Raw genomic sequence first — 17,316 nt, 5'->3', positions numbered from 1 at the left:
ATCAGGCTATGCAAGGGAAGCACAGGAAAACCATATGGAATTGCGTAACATACATTCGGTGACCCGCTGGGGCATTGCAGGGATTTTAAGTGCGGTTCTGCTTAGCTACAGCGGGCATTGGTGGGGCAACGCTATTGCCAATGAAAAGCACGAACTGGCGGCTTATAAATCCGAGATTATTGCTAAAAATGCAGAACAACAGGCTGCGCAAGCACGAACATACTCGCTAGAAATACGAGGAGTAGGCCTTGCGGTAAATGACTTTCATCAATCGTCTGTCTGGCGAGAAATTGTTAAAAAAAATAACAACTTTTTATCGATATTTCCTTCACAAGCCAAAGCCTACGATCCATCGTTAAGCTCGCGAGAGACGACTGCAGATATCAATACTCGGGTAGCTTTTCAGCATGCGGCAAGCCCATCAGTAGCTTACTGGCCAATTCCTGTTTTTGCGCTCGGGCCTCCAAACCCCTACAAGAAGCCCTACCGCGCTGCAAGTATTATCAACTCAGGCCGAAATGCAGCGACGCTAGGAGTCACACAGTTTCTCTGGCAAGAAGACGAAAATACCAACTACGCACAAGGTATGATTGAGCGGCTGTTTATTTTTTTTGAAGATAACCCGAAAGTGCCACAGGCACTTATCGCAAGCGAAGACGGGGACGTAACGCGGAACCTATATCGCGAACGCGGTACTCCAGGCTTGCAAAAAAATACTCAAGTAGTGCCAACAGTATTCGAAAGCATGACAGGCCTGCTGATTACTCGCTCGGACCGAGTGGATCGCTACGTTCGTCCTTATGCGACCAACGACGCAGAAGACAACCAGAACAAAGATACCGATCTGGGCAAGCTCTGGGCTTTCTACTGGGAGCAGCCGCGTAAATTCAGAAAAATCTATGAGGACGCGCAGAAAACTAAAGGAATTAAAGATCCATTAGGCCCAGGCACCATATCAACCGCCTACTGGCAATCCCAACTCCCCACGCTCTGGAAAACCATCAGCAACCGTGGTCCCGGCAACTTCGAGCCTTCCCCTTGGCTGCCGATCCGCTGGAATCAGCATCAGGTCAAGGAGTTGGATGCTGCGCCGGTACTCGGTTATCTGCACCGCCCGATCAAGGCGCCCATGCAGGATGAAAACGGCAAGCGCCTGAAACCTGCATTGCAAGCCAAAGCCCTACAAGCAGCTTGGGTACAGGCGCTGGACACGCTGCCCGACGGTCAGAAACCTGTGCGGGTGTTCTATGACAGCACCAACAACCCGGAAGCGGAAATCGCGCTGAACAACGCCCTGCACGACCTGAACAAGGACGGCCATGGTCTTGAGCTCGGCAATGTCGAAGAGGGCTACGACATTGGTCGTCGTCTGGGCAATACCGGGGTCAGCGGTGCGCTGGTCGAAATCAATCTGGCGACCATAGCCAGTTACAAGGATGGCGGCGTCAGTGCAGTGGTCTACGCAGGCACCGATGGCAGCCTGACCGTACAAATGGTCCGCCCGCCCGATGAAGCCCGTAAAGCGAAGAACAGCCAGAACCGCGGCGCAGATCCGTTCACCTATGGCTCACCGTAAGTACGAGCCGTGCGAGAGGTGTGTTATTACACCCTTTGTGGCCCTCACGAAATGACCACAGGGCCGAACCCGCACGGAACATGCAACAATGCCGCACGATCAACCCGGGTACCGTGATCCAAAGGGCATGGCTGTCCGGGATGGGATCCTTTATAGAAGACCTCTCAATGAAAGCATTTCCCCTGCTGGCCACGGCGGCCGTACTGATCTTGTCCGTGGCCGGATGCACGTCGGGCGTAGAAAAAAGCCGTATGCCTAAACCGGTGCACATTACCGTGCAAGTGGTCGATGAAAACGACCAGCCCCTTGCCAATACGGTGGTACGTGTTCAACAAAGCGCACCGGCCGGCGACCGGTTCTTTTGCCTGAACATCGCGCTCTATGGTGGCAGGGGATGCGGTACCTTCAAGAAATGGTCGCTGTTCGAGGGCGATTATCCTGCCAGTGGTTCACTGGACATCACTATCGAGTATTTTGGCGGGCTGAATGTCCAGGTCGTCGAGCCTTGCGATAACACAGACCCCAAGGCCATGCGCCGGTATTCCTTGCTTTCGCTGGCCACTACGGGGCTCATCGACGGCCAGCAGTTCAAGGTAAAGCCGGTGGATAGTCATCTGACGGGGCACAGCGTGGAGTACGGCCCCTGCACGACCCGTCTGCCATCTGTCGAAAGCTTCGACAAACAATTTTGATCGAAGATTGCAGCAAGACAGCGGTGCAGGAAATCGAAGCGCCGGGCTGGGCACACTCTTGAATGACCTGGGCTTTGAAGGACTTGGAATAGGAGCGGCGTTTTGGCTGCATGAAATACCCGCTTAAAAGGCTAGGACTGGTGCCCACTTAAATTTAAGTGCACACCATGTCCTGGCTTTGCGGGGCTGGGTAGATGACTTGGCCGGACCCTTACAGAGGTGTGACGTTTCACTATCGAAGAAAAAACCTGCACGCCAACTGGATAGAAAAACAAGGATCGAACAATGACAACAGAAGCTGAAAATCATATCGGCCACTATTTTCTTCTCACGCTCATTGGCTTGGGAATCTGGCTGCCCATTAGCGGTATAGCCCTTTGTATATACGTGCTTCAAACGGCCAGTAATTTAGGCATGGGAGCGCTGACTGTCGTCGGAACGATATTCTCACTCCTGGGCATAGAGTTTGTCGCAACTGGAATGTTGCTTATATATGCATATTTGAAGAAACCGTGGAGACGCTCCAGAAAAATCCGAACAGTTTTTTTCATACATGCCTTGGCGGGAGGCCTGACGGCAACGTCAGCCTTTGTGTGCTTTTTAATCATCAAGCTGCAATGAGTCCCAAAAGTCACACCCAAAAATATCTGATCTATGTAGACGCAATATTCAAGAAGACGATGATGAGTCGGCCACAAAAGCGGTACTCGCCACAAATACCAGCCTTTAACGAACGCATACAAAAAAGCCCCGACTCTCACGAGCCAGGGCTTTGTCATACCGCACAAACCACTATTCCTGAACCACCCGCACAATCCGTTGCGGCAGTGGGATCTCGATGCCTGCGTCCTTCAGGCGGTCGCGCGCTTCGATGTTGAACATCGACGTCACGTCGCCCATGTCGCCACTGCTGGTCCAGACACGCAGGGACAAGGTAATTGCGTTCTCCCCCAGCGCAGCCACCACAGCCTGGGGGGCCGGGTCCTTGAGGACGCGCGGGTCGTCGGCCATGTCCAGCAGGACCTGCAAGGCCTTCTTGAGATCGGCGTCATGGCTGACGCCGATGTCGAAGGTGATCTTGCGGGTCGGCTGACGGTTGGTGTTGGTGATGATGCCGTTGGACAGGTTGCCGTTGGGAATGATCACGGTACGGTTGTCGCCGGTGCGCAGCACGGTGTGGAAGATCTGGATGTTGTCGACGGTTCCCGACACACCCTGGGCTTCGATCCAGTCACCGATACGGAACGGGCGGAACAACAGAATCAGCACGCCACCGGCGAAGTTCGCCAGGCTGCCTTGCAGGGCCAGGCCGATCGCCAGACCGGCAGCACCGATCGCCGCCACGAACGAGGTGGTTTCCACGCCGATCATCGACGCGACGCTGACCACCAGCAGGATTTTCAGAATGATGTTGGCCAGGTTGCTGACGAAGCCCTGCAAGGCCAGATCGGCGTGTCGCAAGGCCAGCAAGGCGCCCAGTTTGCCGGTCAGCCGGTTGATCAGCCACCAGCCTACGCACAGCGTGACGACTGCCAGCAGCAAGCGGCTGCCGTACTCCATGATCATCGGAATCCAGGCCTGCGACGCTTGCCACAGATGACCGACTTCTGCGTTTAAATCCATCGTTATCTCCTTACTCGTCACGAACTGCGATCAAAACCACGGCGGCCTGCCGTCATTTCAATGCTCAGGGCGATTCGGACTGGCCGGGGAACGCAGGGTTCCCCGGCTTTCAATGCAACGATCAGTCGCGGAAGTTGTTGAATTGCAAAGGCATGCCAGAATCGTAGGCACGCAGCGCTGCGATGGCTTCTTGCAGGTCGTCGCGCTTCTTGCCGGTCACCCGCACCTGCTCGCCCTGAATGGCGGCCTGGACCTTGAGCTTGGCTTCCTTGATGTGAGCGACGATTTTCTTCGCCAGCTCCTTGTCGATGCCTTCACGCAGGATGACTTCCTGCTTCATCAATTTGCCGGAGGCGTAGGCGTCCTTGATCTCGAGGCACTTCGCGTCGATCTTGCGTTTGACCAGCGCCAGCTTGAGGATTTCGATCATGGCCTCCAGCTGGAAGTCTGCTTCTGCGGTCAGCGTGACAGTCAGCTCCTTGAACTCGAACGTGCCTTTGCCTTTGAGGTCGTAGCGACGGTCCAGCTCTTTGATAGCGTTGTCGACGGCATTCGTGACTTCGTGTTTATCCAATTCGGACACTACGTCGAACGAGGGCATGTATGTTCTCCAGATAAACGGCGTGCGCACAATTCGGGCACGCATGACTTGACGGTGTGAAAGAACGCTCATTATAACGAGACTTTTCCGGCGTTCACTGTGAGCCTTCCATGCACATCCTTGTTTTCATCTTCTGCAGACCGCTTCAGCGCCATAACGTGCCGCTGTGATGGCGGTGACATGGCATGTTCTCGGTGCGGGCAGCCTGGGCAGTCTCTGGGCGACGCGACTGGCACGCGCGAATCTGCCGGTGCGGTTGATCCTTCGCAACGCGGATCGGCTGGCCGCCTATCAAGCCAATGGCAGCTGCGTGACGCTGGTCGAAAACGATATCGCCCATGCGTACCCGGTCGAAGCACAGACCGCCGACCATCGACAGCCCATCGAACGGCTGCTGGTGGCCTGCAAGGCTTACGAGGCCGAGCAGGCTGTCGCACAGCTGGCTCCGCGATTGACGGCGCAGGCCGACGTCATCCTGTTGCAGAACGGTCTGGGCAGCCAGGACGCAGTGGCCGCACAAATACCCCACGCGCGCTGCCTGTTCGCGTCCAGCACCGAAGGCGCGTTTCTGGAGTCGGGCTGGCGCGTCAGGTTCGCTGGCCATGGTTTCAACTGGCTGGGTGATGTATCCGACCCGACAGCCCCCGCGCTTGTGCAGGATTTGCACGACAGTGGCATTCCCCACGAATGGACGCCGGACATCCTGACCCGCCTGTGGCGCAAGCTGGCACTCAACTGTGCGATCAACCCGCTGACGGTCCTGCACGACTGCCGTAATGGTGGCCTGCTCGAGCACGCCTGCGAGGTCGCCACGCTGTGCGCCGAGCTGAGCGATCTGCTGGGCCGCTGCGGCCAGCCAGCGGCTGCGCAGGAACTGCATGCGGAAGTGCTACGGGTCATCCAGGCGACCGCCGCCAACTACTCTTCCATGTATCAGGATGTGCTTCACGGGCGACGCACCGAAATCAGCTACCTGCTGGGTTACGCGTGCGCAGCCGCAGTGCGTCATGGCTGCCCGGCACCGCACCTGCAGCATTTGCAGACGCGTCTGACCGCTCATCTGGCAAGCAAGGGTTTGCGTACCGACTAGCCCGCGCTACCCTGCTCGCATCACCCGTCACTGCGACTTGCCCAATGCCCTTGCGCCAACGCCTGGAAAACCTGCCCGTCGGCCAGAAACTGCTGGCTGCCCTGCTGGTCCTGATGACCACCGTACTGCTGGTCGCCAACCTGACCTTCATCAGCGCGGCCTATTACATCTCTCAGGAGGCGATGGCTCCGCAGGCCCTGCAGACCATCGGCCGGCTGATCAGCAGCGCCAATCTCAACGAGCGGGCCTTGTACTCGCCTGATGAGGCGCGCGCGCTGCTCAAGGAGCTGAGAAGCTATGGGCCGTTGCGTGCCGCAGCCCTGTATGACAACAACGGCGAGCGGCTTGAACAGATGCATCAGGGCGAAAGCCTTGAGCTGCCCAGACGCTTCAAAGACCTGGACAGCTGGCGCCTCACCGAATTTCGTAGCACACAAGTCATCACCGTACCCAAAGGTGACGAGCCGCCAGGGCATCTGCTGCTGGTGGCCAGCAGCGAGCTGCCACCGGCCTTCTACACCGGCACGCTCACCGCCAGCCTGGGCATTCTGGTGTTCAGCGTGTTGCTGTGGCTGGTGGTGGCGCGGCAGATTCGCCGACTGATCACCGAGCCCATTTACCAACTGGAAGAATTGTCCCGGCAGGTGACCCGCGAAGAGAACTACGCACTGCGCGCAGAACCCGGCAACGATGATGAAATCGGCAGTCTGGCCGAGGCGTTCAATACCATGCTGTCGCGTATCGAAGCGCGTGAACAGCAACTCAAGCGCGCGCGCGACGACTCGCAGGAAGCCTACGATCAGGCCCAGGGGCTGGCCGAGGAAACCCGCCACACCAACCGCAAGCTGGAGCTGGAAGTCCAGGTGCGCAGCAAGATCGAGAAGAAGCTCACCGGCTTTCAGAATTACCTCAACAGCATCATCGACTCGATGCCCTCGGCGATGATTGCGCTGGATGAACAGCTGTACGTCACCCAGTGGAATCAGGAAGCCACAGCGCTGTCCGGCACCACACTGGACGAAGCGCTGAACCAGCCGATCTTCCTGGCCTTCGAGCCGATGCGCTCGTTTCTGCCGCAGATCAAACACACCGTCGAGCGTCACAGCGTGACCAAGATCGAGCGCGTGACCTGGATCAAGAATGACGAGCCCCGCCACTACGCTCTGACGTTCTACCCGTTGACTGGCGATGCCGGGCGCGGCGTGGTGATCCGGATCGATGACATCACCCAGCGCATATCGCTGGAAGAAATGATGGTGCAGTCGGAAAAAATGCTGTCTGTCGGCGGTCTGGCAGCAGGCATGGCCCATGAGATCAACAACCCGCTGGGCGCCATACTGCACAACGTACAGAACATCCGTCGGCGGCTGTCCCCGGAACTGCCGAAGAACATCGAGCAGGCCGAGGCCGACGGCATCGATCTGGCGCAGGTCAACCATTACCTGGAAAGCCGCGAAGTGCCGAAACTGCTCGACGGTATTCAACAGGCCGGTGCCAGGGCCGCAAAAATTGTCAGCCACATGCTCAATTTCAGCCGCCTGAGCAGTCGGCAGTTATCGCCCTGTGACTTGCCGGCCTTGATCGATCAGGCCGTGGAGATCGCCAGTAACGACTTCGATCTGACCATCGGCTTCGACTTCAAGGGCCAGCACATCATCCGTCAGTTCGACCCTGAACTGGGTCCGGTGCCGTGCATTGCCAACGAGCTGGAGCAGGTGCTGCTGAACCTGCTGAAGAACGCCGCGCAGGCCATTCACCAGCGGCCGGAGAGCGAAGAGCCTGGGCGCATTACCCTGCGCACGCGTCTCAATCCGCCATGGGCCGAGATTCAGGTGGAGGACAATGGCATCGGCATGTCGGAGAGCATTCGCAAGCGTACGTTCGAGCCGTTTTTCACCACCAAGGAAATCGGCCAGGGCACCGGGCTGGGTCTGTCGGTGTCCTACTTCATTGTCACCAACAACCACAAAGGCCAGATGGAGGTACATTCCTCTCTCGGCACAGGCACCTGCTTTACGCTGCGTCTACCGCTGGTGGCCAACCCGGTCAGCGTTCAGCAGCAGGTCATTTCAAAATCCTGATCAGGAATCGCATCAATGAGCTTTCGTTTGTCGAAGATTTACACGCGCACCGGCGATGCCGGTGAAACCGGTCTGGGCGATGGCCGTCGGGTCTCCAAGGATCATCCGCGCGTCGAGGCCATCGGTGAGGTCGATACGCTCAACAGCCAGCTGGGGCTATTGCTGGCGGGGTTGATCGATGAAGCTCAGCGCGTCCCAGCGCTCAACGAAGTGATCGAAGTACTTGCACCCTGCCAGCACCGACTGTTCGATCTGGGCGGGGAACTGGCCATGCCGACCTACAAGGCGCTGAACGAAGCCGAGGTCGAGCGGCTGGAAGCCGCCATTGATGTCTGGAATGAGGAACTGGGCCCGCTGGAGAATTTCATTTTGCCAGGCGGTTCATCGCTGATCGCCCAAGCGCACATCTGCCGTAGCCTGGCGCGCAGTGCAGAACGTCGCTGTCAGCATCTGAATGCCGTCGAGCCGCTGGAAGGCGCAGGGCTGGCGTACATCAACAGGCTGTCGGACCTGCTGTTCGTCGCAGCCCGATTGATCGCCAGACGACAGGGCATTGCCGAGATCCTTTGGCAGCCCGCGGCCAAGCCGCTTTGATGGACATATCCATTAAACGGAGCAGCACAGAAGACATCCTCACGCCAGCATCCTGGCGTTAGGTATAGGTCTTGTGGGAGTGAGCGAGGCGGGCTCACGAAGACGTCGGTCCAGACGCCCCATTTTCAGGGGTTTTACTGGCCTCTTCGCGAGCAAGCTCGCTCCCACGGCCTACGGCCAGAATCAAGAGCTGACTTGTGTATAACGCTAGTTACTCTGCGTGGGCATGCCGTTCTGGACGCTCTGCGTCCTCTTCTGAGCGTCAGACGATCTCGTCAGGCCAGAACGCGCGAATCCCGGCCACGCCCTGTGCGCCGCGCTCCCAGGCCTGTTGACGCTCGGCAGGGCCCACGCCGCCCAACAGAAAGACCGGCTTGTTGAAGCCTGCGATCAGCTGCGTTGCCTGCTGCCAGCCCAGCGGCTGTGCATCAGGGTGGGTCAGGGTTGGCTGAACGGGCGACAGGGTGACGAAATCCACGCCCATCTGCTCGGCCAGAGCCAGCTCTTCGGCGTTATGGCATGACGCCGCCAGCCAGCGGTTCTCCGGGAACGGACGCCCGCGACTGGCGTACTTGCGCAGCTGCTCCGCCGTCAGGTGCCAGCCGGCGGACGGAAAGTCGCCCAGCCACTCCAGAGGCCCTTTGAGCATGAGTTGCGCCTTGCCGGCACACAGGCCTGCCGCATCCACGGCCAGGTCGCGGTACTTCGGGTCGTAACCACCCGGCGCACGCAACTGGACCAGCTTGATGCCACCGGCGATAGCCTTCTGCATACCGCGCAACAACTCGATAGTGTCCAGCCCGTCAGGCGTGATCAGATACTCGCCGGGCAAACGTGCCGCCGCGACGATCGGCTGATTGGCGGCTGGAAAGTCATAATTGGCCAACTCGCGCGGGGTGGCCCAGACCAGCGGCTGCCCTTCGGCGCCATGCGCCTGGCCAGTGAAGGCCGAGACTTCCCAGACGTCCAGGAGCACCTGCTTGTCCGGATAGTCGTGGCAGACCTTGATCAGCGGACGCGCAGCCGTCACCAGGATACCCAGCTCTTCCTGCAGTTCACGTGCGAGCGCCGCCTGGACGGTCTCGCCCTCCTCGACCTTACCGCCGGGAAACTCCCAGAGGCCACCTTGATGCTGGGTATCGGCACGTCGGGCAATCAATACGCTGCCGTCAGCACCACGAATGACGGCGGCGGCCACATGCACTCGTTTCACGATCAGGACTCCTCCAGGCCGGCCTGCTGCCAGCGTTTGAAGGCAGGCCATTGGTAGATGGTTTCGATGTAAGCCAGCGCTTCTGCGGGTAACTCGACACGATAGCTGCGCAGACGAATCGCCACCGGCGCGAAGAACGCATCGGCAATGCTCGGCTTGCCGAACAGAAACGGACCGCTTTCGGCCGCCGCAGTGCGGCATTCGGCCCACAGTTCGACGATACGGTCGATGTCGTTCTGGGTATCGACCGGAATCACTTCCAGTGCCTGATCCTGACGCAGGTCCATCGGCATGTTCGAACGCAGGCTGACAAAGCCGCTGTGCATCTGCGCGCAGGCAGAACGCGCCTGGGCACGTGCGGCGGTGTCGCTCGGCCACAGATCGGCGTCCGGAAAACGTTCGACCAGGTATTCGCAAATGGCCAGCGAATCGATGATCGTGCCGTGCTCGCACTGCAACGCAGGGACCTTGCCGGTCGGTGAATACTTGAGAATGTTCGCGCGGGTGTCAGGCTGATTGAGGCGGATAACCTGATCGGTGAACGGAGCACCGGTCATTTCCAGCACCAGCCAGGGACGCAGCGACCAGGAGGAGTAGCGTTTGTCGCCGATAATCAGATGCAGGCTCATGGTTCAGCTCCATTGAGCCCGGCGCGAAGACAGGATGCCGGCGCGCCGGGCATTGAATCAGGTGCGGTATTCCGCATTGATCTTCACGTACTCGTGAGAAAGATCGGTGGTCCAGATCGTTTCGCTGCAATCGCCGCGGCCCAGCTCGATACGGATGGTGATTTCTTCTTCGGCCATGACCGCCGAGCCCTGCTCTTCGGTGTAGGTCGTGGCGCGGCAGCCCTGGCTGGCGATGCACACGCCCCCCAGGAATACGTCGATCTTGCTCACGTCCAGATCCGGCACACCGGCACGGCCGACCGCCGCCAGGATACGTCCCCAGTTCGGGTCGGAGGCGAACAACGCGGTCTTGATCAGCGGCGAGTGGGCCACGGCATAGCCGACGTCCAGGCATTCCTGGTGATTGCCGCCACCGTTGACTTCCACGGTCACGAACTTGGTCGCACCCTCACCGTCACGCACGATGGCCTGAGCGACCTCCATGCACACGTCGAACACGGCTTTCTTCAACGCTTCGAACAACGGGCCTTTGGCCTCGGTAATTTCCGGCAGGTCAGCCTGACCGGTGGCGATCAGCATGCAGCAATCGTTGGTCGAGGTGTCGCCATCGATGGTGATGCGGTTGAACGACTTGTTGGCGCCGTCACGAATCAGGTCCTGAAGCACGCTCTGCGCCACTTTGGCGTCGGTGGCGATGTAACCGAGCATGGTCGCCATGTTCGGGCGAATCATGCCTGCGCCCTTGCTGATGCCGGTCACAGTGACGGTCACGCCGTCATGGCTGAACTGACGGCTGGCGCCTTTGGGCAGGGTGTCGGTGGTCATGATCCCGGTCGCCGCAGCGGCCCAGTTATCCACAGACAGATCATCGATCGCGGCTTGCAGAGCGCCTTCGATCTTTTCCACCGGCAGCGGCTCGCCGATCACGCCCGTCGAGTACGGCAGCACCGCCGAAGCATCGACGCCAGTCAGTTGCGCCAGCTTCTCGCAAGTACGACGCGCCGCAACCAGACCCGGCTCGCCGGTGCCCGCATTGGCATTGCCGGTGTTGGTCAACAGATAACGCACAGTGCCCTGGACGCGCTGTTTGGCCAGAATGACCGGCGCTGCGCAGAACGCATTCAAGGTGAATACACCGGCAACGCTGGAGCCTTCGGCACAGCGCATGACCACAACATCCTTGCGCCCCGGGCGTTTGATGCCGGCAGAAGAAATGCCAAGTTCAAAACCGGGAACCGGGTGCAACGCAGGCAAAGGACCAAGACCAACAGCCATCGGGGTGCTCCTCATGGAGTGTGGCGCCGTCCGCATCGGTACGGCGCTCAATGAAAAAACGCCGCGACGGGCAAGCCGGTCGCGGCGCAGGTATTACACGGTCAAAGGCTTAGTTGATCTGGCCGTGACAGTGCTTGAATTTCTTGCCCGAACCACACCAGCACAGCTCGTTGCGACCCAGCTTCTGGTCGTTGCGAACCGGCTCGGATGCAACGGCAACAGGCGCTTCGCCACCCTCTTCGTCGAGCAGCGGTTGCTCGATGCCCGGGGCAGGCGCGTGTTCGAACTGCATGCGACTGGCCAGCTCTTCGGCGTCCTGACGCAGGCGTGCCTCTTCTTCCTCTGGATCTTCGCGACGAACCTGAACATGCGAGAGCACACGGATGGTGTCGCGCTTGATCGAGTCGAGCAGTTCCTGGAACAGCGTGAAGGACTCGCGCTTGTATTCCTGCTTCGGGTTCTTCTGAGCGTAGCCGCGCAGGTGGATACCGTGACGCAGGTGGTCCATGGTCGACAGGTGATCTTTCCACAGGTCGTCCAGCACGCGCAGGAGGATCTGCTTCTCGAAGGAGCGCAGGGCTTCGGCGCTGGCCTGGTCTTCCTTCTCGTTGTACGCCACCAGCAACTGCGCCATGATTTTTTCGCGCAGGCTGTCTTCGTGCAGCTTGTCGTCTTCGTCGAGCCACTGCTGGATCGGCAGTTGAACCGCGAAGTCGGTATTGAGCGCCGATTCCAGACCGGCGACATTCCACTGCTCCGGCAGGGACTGTGGCGGAATATGCTGGCTGATCAGGTTGTTGAGCACTTCCTCGCGGAAGTCGGCAATGGTCTCGCCAATGTTCTCGGCAGCCAGCAACGTGTTACGCATGTGATAAATCACTTTACGCTGCTCGTTGGCCACGTCATCGAATTCCAGCAACTGCTTGCGGATGTCGAAGTTGCGACCTTCCACCTTGCGCTGCGCCTTTTCGATGGCGTTGGTCACCATGCGATGCTCGATGGCCTCACCGGACTGCATGCCCAGCGCCTTCATGAAGTTCTTCACCCGGTCAGAGGCAAAGATGCGCATCAGGCTGTCTTCGAGCGACAGGTAGAAACGGCTGGAGCCGGTGTCACCCTGACGGCCGGCACGACCGCGCAGCTGGTTGTCGATACGACGCGATTCGTGACGCTCGGAGGCGATGACATGCAGGCCGCCCGCTTCGATCACCTGCTGATGGCGCTTCTGCCAGTCAGCCTTGATCTGTGCGATCTGCTCGGGAGTCGGGTCTTCCAGATTGGCGACCTCGACTTCCCAGTTGCCGCCCAGCAGGATGTCGGTACCACGACCGGCCATGTTGGTGGCGATGGTCAACGCACCCGGACGACCGGCCTGCGCAATGATTTCCGCTTCCTTTTCGTGGAACTTGGCGTTCAGAACCTTGTGCTCGATGCCTTCCTTGTTGAGCAGATTGGACATGTGCTCGGAAGTTTCGATGGTCGCCGTACCGACCAGTACCGGACGGTTTTCCGCGATGCAGGCCTTGATGTCGGTGACGATGGCGGCGTACTTCTCTTCCGCCGTCAGATAGACCAGGTCGTTGAAGTCCTTACGCGCCAAAGGCTTGTTCGGCGGGATGACCATGACGGCCAGGTTGTAGATCTGGTGGAATTCGAACGCTTCGGTGTCGGCGGTACCGGTCATGCCGGACAGCTTGTTGTACAGACGGAAGTAGTTCTGGAACGTGGTCGATGCCAGGGTCTGGCTTTCGGCCTGAATGTTCAGACCTTCCTTGGCTTCGATGGCCTGGTGCAGACCTTCGGACAGGCGACGGCCCGGCATGGTCCGGCCGGTGTGTTCGTCGACCAGCAGCACCTGACCGTCCGAAACGATGTATTCGACGTTGCGGTTGAACAGCTTGTGCGCACGCAGACCGGCATAGACGTGAGTCAGCAGGCCCAGGTTATGCGCCGAGTAGAGGCTCTCGCCTTCGGCCAGCAGGCCGACTTCGGTGAGCATTTCTTCGATGAACTGGTGACCGGCTTCGTTCAGTTCGACCTGACGGGTTTTCTCGTCAACGGTGAAATGCCCCGGCTTGGTGACTTCGCCTTCCACTTCCTCGATATGCTGCTCGAGCTTGGGGATCAGGCGGTTGATTTCGGTGTACAGCTTGGAGCTGTCTTCAGCCTGACCGGAGATGATCAGCGGCGTACGCGCTTCGTCGATCAGAATCGAGTCGACTTCGTCGATCACGGCAAAATTGAGTTCACGCTGGAACTTGTCGTCCATGCTGAACGCCATGTTGTCGCGCAGGTAATCGAAACCGTATTCGTTGTTGGTGCCGTACGTGATATCGGCAGCGTAGGCGGCGCGCTTCTCTTCCGGCGGCTGGAATGGCGTGACGATGCCTACGGTCAGACCGAGGAATTCGTACAGCGGACGCATCCAGTTGGCGTCGCGACGAGCGAGGTAGTCGTTCACGGTAACCACGTGAACGCCCTTGCCGGACAATGCGTTGAGGTAGACAGCCAGCGTACCGACCAGGGTTTTACCTTCACCGGTACGCATTTCCGCGATCTGACCTTCGTGCAGGGTCATGCCGCCGATCAACTGGACGTCGAAGTGGCGCATGCCCATGACGCGCTTGCCCGCTTCACGAGCGACAGCAAAGGCTTCCGGGAGCAATTGATCGAGGGTTTCGCCTTTGGCTATGCGGGCCTTGAACTCTTCGGTCTTGGCGCGCAGTTGCTCGTCCGAAAGGGCCACCATTTGCTCTTCGAAGGCATTGACGATCTGTACCGTCTTGAGCATGCGTTTTACTTCACGCTCGTTCTTGCTTCCAAAAAGTTTTTTCAACAAAGGCGCAAACATATCGACAGGATCTTCCACACATAGGAATGGAGGGCGGCCCCGTGAGTCGCCCGTGCAGCCCAGATGGCCGCATGCGAACGAGCATTCTACCCGGAAACGATGGTGAGGAAAGTGGCGTTATTCCACGATGCTGGCACAGCGCTGTGACGGGGCAGGTTTACAATGGGGCCATTTTCAAGCACTTCAACCCGTTATCCGGGGAAGTTACTCATTGATTTGCATATGAAAGCACGGAAATGCCCTGAAAAGCAGCCGTCAGAACGCTTTCTGTTAAGATGTTCATCTTGTTACCCAGGCATCCCTCCATGGCCTTTCGTCCTCTGAACGCCCGCCCGCCCGCTGTTCTGCTGCGTGAAGCCAAGCCCCTGAAGGCTATATTTCGCCACGCCGAACGCCTCAGCCATCTGCAGCGCCTGCTCGAAAGCCAGCTGCAGCCTGCGGCTCGCGAGCATTGTCGCGTGGCCTCGTGGCGCGAGGGCACCTTGTTGCTGATCGTGACGGACGGTCACTGGGCCACGCGCCTGCGCTACCAGCAGAAACGCCTGCACCGGCAAATGATGGCCTTCGACGAATTCATCAACCTGACCCGCATTGTGTTCAAGGTGCAGCCGCCTGAAGCGCCACGCGGGGCGGCCACGCACACCATCGACCTGTCGGCAGTGGCTGCCGAAAACATTCAGGCCACCGCTGAAGGCATCACCGATCCACGCCTGCGTGCCGCACTTGAACGACTGGCCAGCCATGCAAAGGACAGGAAGTAAGCCTGCCTGATCGCTGCAAGGCCTCCACGAACACTGACTTCCCCTGAATAAACCCATAAAAAAAGGCCACCCGAGGGCAGCCTTTAAAGAACAAAAGGAAAGAGAGTAAAGCTTGCTTACACGGCCGCGACAGGGCGCATGTAAGAAATTGGTGCCGTACTGGCATCCTCGAAAGTCACCACTTCCCAAGCGTCTTTCTGCTCGATCAACGTGCGCAGCAGACGGTTGTTCAGTGCATGCCCCGATTTGAAACCCCGGAACTCACCTATCAGGCTGTTGCCCAGCAGGTAGAGGTCACCGATGGCGTCGAGGATTTTGTGTTTGACGAATTCGTCCTCGTAACGCAGGCCGTCTTCGTTCAGTACACCGTCCTTGTCGACCACGATGGCGTTTTCCACGCTGCCGCCGAGTGCGAGGTTGTGCTTGCGCAGGTACTCGATATCACTCATGAACCCGAAGGTCCGGGCACGGCTGACTTCCTTCACGAAGGAAGTACTGGAAAAGTCCACGCTTGCACTCTGGGTGCGGTCACGGAAGACGGGGTGATCGAAATCGATCTCGAAACTGACCTTGAACCCTTCGAAAGGCACGAAGGTAGCGCGTTTACCGCCCTCCTCCACTGTGACTTCACGCAGGATACGGATGAATTTCTTCGGCGCGTCCTGTTCTTCCAGGCCTGCCGATTGAATCAGGAATACGAAAGGGCCTGCGCTGCCGTCCATGATAGGAACTTCGGAGGCAGAGAGCTCGACGTAGGCGTTATCGATGCCAAGGCCAGCCATGGCCGAGAGCAAGTGTTCTACCGTGTCGACTTTGACATCACCATTGACCAGAGTGGTCGACAGAGTGGTGTCACCGACGTTTTCCGCACGCGCAGGGATCTGCACGACGGGGTCAAGGTCAGCTCGGCAAAACACAATGCCGGTATTCACAGGTGCGGGCTTGAGGGTCAGGTAAACCTTCTCCCCGGAGTGCAGGCCTACACCTGTGGCACGGATAATATTTTTCAGGGTGCGTTGTTTAATCATGGCATGGGCCGCTTCAGCGCAAGTTGCGAACTGGTATCAACAAAGGCTGGCGATGATAGCAGACCATGCCTTTGCTGAACACCAATCACCCTAATACCCCTGATACATTTCATCAATCGGCCTGACGACGCAGGAAAGCCGGGATGTCCAGGTAATCAAGATCATCGTTGGGATTCATCTTCGCCGCGGCTGTAGCGCCTGCGTGTGCCTGATTGCGCATCACGGTAGGACGATCCAGGTCACGGTAGTTGACCGACGGTGCTTCCTGGCGGGACGCCTGCTGTGCAGGAGCCTGTTGGGTGGTCTGCAACGTGTTGTCGATGACCTTGACAGGTTTCTCGATTTTCGCGCCCAGGCCGGTGGCAACCACGGTCACGTGCAACTCGTCACGCATGTCCGGATCGATAACAGTACCGACCTTGACCATCGCGTGCTCGGAAGCGAACGCTTCGATGATGCTACCCACGTCCGAGTACTCGCCCAGAGACAGGTCAGGACCGGCAGTGATGTTGACCAGGATGCCGCGAGCGCCCTGCAGGTTGACGTCTTCGAGCAACGGGTTGCGGATGGCCGCTTCAGTCGCTTCACGTGCACGGTTAGGACCGCTGGCGCAGCCAGTGCCCATCATCGCCATGCCCATTTCGCTCATCACGGTACGCACGTCGGCGAAGTCGACGTTGATCATGCCCGGACGCTTGATGATGTCGGAGATACCGCGAACGGCACCGGCCAGTACATCGTCAGCCTTGGCGAAAGCCGACAGCAGGCTGGCGTCTTTACCGAGGATGGTCAGCAGCTTCTCGTTGGGGATGGTGATCAACGAGTCGACGCTTTCGGACAGCATGCGGATGCCTTCATCGGCGATCTGCATACGCTTGCGACCTTCGAACGGGAACGGACGGGTCACGACTGCGACCGTCAGAATGCCCATTTCCTTGGCCACTTCAGCAATGATCGGGGCTGCACCGGTACCGGTACCGCCGCCCATGCCCGTGGTGATGAAAACCATGTTGGTGCCCTGCAGAACTTCTGCAATGCGCTCACGATCTTCCAGTGCGGCCTGACGACCGACTTCAGGGTTGGCGCCAGCGCCAAGGCCCTTGGTCACGCCGGTGCCCAGTTGCAAAATGGTCCGCGCGCCGATGTTTTTCAGCGCTTGAGCATCGGTGTTAGCGCAGATGAATTCCACGCCTTCGATGTTGCTCTTGACCATGTGATTGACAGCGTTGCCGCCACCACCGCCTACGCCGATAACCTTGATAACCGGGCTTTGCGGGACGTTGTCTACGAGTTCGAACATTT

Annotated in this window: 15 protein-coding genes; 7 read left to right on the top strand and 8 right to left on the bottom strand. The window is 58.7% G+C overall.

All coding sequences use genetic code 11. The features are described from left to right. Positions 1–34: 34 nt before the first annotated feature. From QRN50_RS11050 to QRN50_RS11040, 3 genes are all read left to right on the top strand, one after another. Positions 35–1,576 (top strand): type VI lipase adapter Tla3 domain-containing protein, encoded by a 1,542-nt coding sequence (locus QRN50_RS11050; RefSeq protein WP_080266954.1) that lies wholly within the window; start codon positions 35–37, stop codon positions 1,574–1,576. A gap of 167 nt (positions 1,577–1,743) precedes the next feature. Beyond that, complete coding sequence (locus tag QRN50_RS11045; protein ID WP_024640914.1) at positions 1,744–2,268, top strand: hypothetical protein; 525 nt, start codon at positions 1,744–1,746, stop codon at positions 2,266–2,268. Positions 2,269–2,553: 285 nt separating this feature from the next. Continuing rightward, positions 2,554–2,889, top strand: coding sequence for a hypothetical protein (locus QRN50_RS11040; RefSeq protein WP_024640913.1), 336 nt, complete (start codon positions 2,554–2,556; stop codon positions 2,887–2,889). A gap of 171 nt (positions 2,890–3,060) precedes the next feature. Here QRN50_RS11040 and QRN50_RS11035 read toward each other — a convergent pair whose 3' ends face one another. After that, on the bottom strand, positions 3,061–3,891 hold the full coding sequence (locus tag QRN50_RS11035) for a mechanosensitive ion channel family protein (protein ID WP_024638343.1): 831 nt from the start codon (positions 3,889–3,891) through the stop codon (positions 3,061–3,063). 121 nt (positions 3,892–4,012) lie between these two features. Next, entirely contained in the window at positions 4,013–4,492 is a 480-nt protein-coding gene (locus tag QRN50_RS11030; RefSeq protein WP_003304827.1) for a YajQ family cyclic di-GMP-binding protein, read from the bottom strand. A gap of 169 nt (positions 4,493–4,661) precedes the next feature. On the opposite strand from QRN50_RS11030, the gene QRN50_RS11025 reads away from it, so the two are divergent. From QRN50_RS11025 to QRN50_RS11015, 3 genes are read left to right on the top strand one after another with little or no spacing between them, the layout of a single operon-like run. Then, on the top strand, positions 4,662–5,582 hold the full coding sequence (locus QRN50_RS11025) for a putative 2-dehydropantoate 2-reductase (RefSeq protein WP_024659926.1): 921 nt from the start codon (positions 4,662–4,664) through the stop codon (positions 5,580–5,582). A 44-nt stretch (positions 5,583–5,626) separates the two neighbouring features. After that, positions 5,627–7,663 (top strand): sensor histidine kinase, encoded by a 2,037-nt coding sequence (locus QRN50_RS11020; protein ID WP_003405989.1) that lies wholly within the window; start codon positions 5,627–5,629, stop codon positions 7,661–7,663. A 15-nt stretch (positions 7,664–7,678) separates the two neighbouring features. Beyond that, the gene (locus tag QRN50_RS11015) at positions 7,679–8,257 is read left to right on the top strand and encodes a cob(I)yrinic acid a,c-diamide adenosyltransferase (protein WP_096127444.1); all 579 of its coding nucleotides are present in this window, start codon (positions 7,679–7,681) and stop codon (positions 8,255–8,257) included. Positions 8,258–8,519: 262 nt separating this feature from the next. Here the strand turns inward: QRN50_RS11015 and QRN50_RS11010 are convergent, their stop codons facing one another. The 4 genes from QRN50_RS11010 to secA form a co-directional block, all read right to left on the bottom strand. Then, positions 8,520–9,470, bottom strand: a complete 951-nt coding sequence (locus tag QRN50_RS11010) for a Nudix family hydrolase (protein WP_096127443.1) — start codon at positions 9,468–9,470, stop codon at positions 8,520–8,522. Positions 9,471–9,472: 2 nt separating this feature from the next. Continuing rightward, positions 9,473–10,099 carry a glutathione S-transferase family protein gene (locus QRN50_RS11005; RefSeq protein WP_024660849.1) on the bottom strand — a complete coding sequence of 209 codons (627 nt, stop codon included), beginning with the start codon at positions 10,097–10,099 and terminating at the stop codon, positions 9,473–9,475. A 57-nt stretch (positions 10,100–10,156) separates the two neighbouring features. Next, positions 10,157–11,374, bottom strand: coding sequence for a bifunctional glutamate N-acetyltransferase/amino-acid acetyltransferase ArgJ (argJ, locus tag QRN50_RS11000; RefSeq protein ID WP_024643112.1), 1,218 nt, complete (start codon positions 11,372–11,374; stop codon positions 10,157–10,159). A gap of 109 nt (positions 11,375–11,483) precedes the next feature. Further along, a complete protein-coding gene (gene secA / locus QRN50_RS10995; RefSeq protein WP_053275758.1) occupies positions 11,484–14,225 on the bottom strand; it encodes a preprotein translocase subunit SecA in 2,742 nt (913 codons plus the stop codon). A 305-nt stretch (positions 14,226–14,530) separates the two neighbouring features. On the opposite strand from secA, the gene QRN50_RS10990 reads away from it, so the two are divergent. Then, positions 14,531–14,986 (top strand): DUF721 domain-containing protein, encoded by a 456-nt coding sequence (locus QRN50_RS10990; protein ID WP_003313540.1) that lies wholly within the window; start codon positions 14,531–14,533, stop codon positions 14,984–14,986. Positions 14,987–15,102: 116 nt separating this feature from the next. Here QRN50_RS10990 and lpxC read toward each other — a convergent pair whose 3' ends face one another. Further along, positions 15,103–16,014, bottom strand: coding sequence for a UDP-3-O-acyl-N-acetylglucosamine deacetylase (gene lpxC, locus QRN50_RS10985; protein WP_002555040.1), 912 nt, complete (start codon positions 16,012–16,014; stop codon positions 15,103–15,105). 112 nt (positions 16,015–16,126) lie between these two features. After that, entirely contained in the window at positions 16,127–17,314 is a 1,188-nt protein-coding gene (gene ftsZ / locus QRN50_RS10980; RefSeq protein WP_002555041.1) for a cell division protein FtsZ, read from the bottom strand. Between the last annotated feature and the right edge of the window lie 2 nt (positions 17,315–17,316).

It is taken from the genome of Pseudomonas sp. MEJ108, from assembly GCF_030208985.1.
Lineage (GTDB): Bacteria > Pseudomonadota > Gammaproteobacteria > Pseudomonadales > Pseudomonadaceae > Aquipseudomonas > Aquipseudomonas fragariae.
Note: the sequence above shows the minus strand (reverse complement) of the source record. Positions and strands in the feature narration are given on the sequence as shown.

Bases quoted from the DNA above. Each gene is read 5' to 3' on its own strand.
- QRN50_RS11050 (WP_080266954.1), top strand. From the start codon at position 35: ATGGAATTGCGTAACATACATTCGGTGACCCGCTGGGGCATTGCAGGG.
- QRN50_RS11045 (WP_024640914.1), top strand. From the start codon at position 1,744: ATGAAAGCATTTCCCCTGCTGGCCACGGCGGCCGTACTGATCTTGTCC.
- QRN50_RS11040 (WP_024640913.1), top strand. From the start codon at position 2,554: ATGACAACAGAAGCTGAAAATCATATCGGCCACTATTTTCTTCTCACG.
- QRN50_RS11035 (WP_024638343.1), bottom strand. From the start codon at position 3,891: ATGGATTTAAACGCAGAAGTCGGTCATCTGTGGCAAGCGTCGCAGGCC.
- QRN50_RS11030 (WP_003304827.1), bottom strand. From the start codon at position 4,492: ATGCCCTCGTTCGACGTAGTGTCCGAATTGGATAAACACGAAGTCACG.
- QRN50_RS11025 (WP_024659926.1), top strand. From the start codon at position 4,662: ATGGCGGTGACATGGCATGTTCTCGGTGCGGGCAGCCTGGGCAGTCTC.
- QRN50_RS11020 (WP_003405989.1), top strand. From the start codon at position 5,627: ATGCCCTTGCGCCAACGCCTGGAAAACCTGCCCGTCGGCCAGAAACTG.
- QRN50_RS11015 (WP_096127444.1), top strand. From the start codon at position 7,679: ATGAGCTTTCGTTTGTCGAAGATTTACACGCGCACCGGCGATGCCGGT.
- QRN50_RS11005 (WP_024660849.1), bottom strand. From the start codon at position 10,099: ATGAGCCTGCATCTGATTATCGGCGACAAACGCTACTCCTCCTGGTCG.
- argJ (WP_024643112.1), bottom strand. From the start codon at position 11,374: ATGGCTGTTGGTCTTGGTCCTTTGCCTGCGTTGCACCCGGTTCCCGGT.
- secA (WP_053275758.1), bottom strand. From the start codon at position 14,225: ATGTTTGCGCCTTTGTTGAAAAAACTTTTTGGAAGCAAGAACGAGCGT.
- QRN50_RS10990 (WP_003313540.1), top strand. From the start codon at position 14,531: ATGGCCTTTCGTCCTCTGAACGCCCGCCCGCCCGCTGTTCTGCTGCGT.
- lpxC (WP_002555040.1), bottom strand. From the start codon at position 16,014: ATGATTAAACAACGCACCCTGAAAAATATTATCCGTGCCACAGGTGTA.
- ftsZ (WP_002555041.1), bottom strand. From the start codon at position 17,314: ATGTTCGAACTCGTAGACAACGTCCCGCAAAGCCCGGTTATCAAGGTT.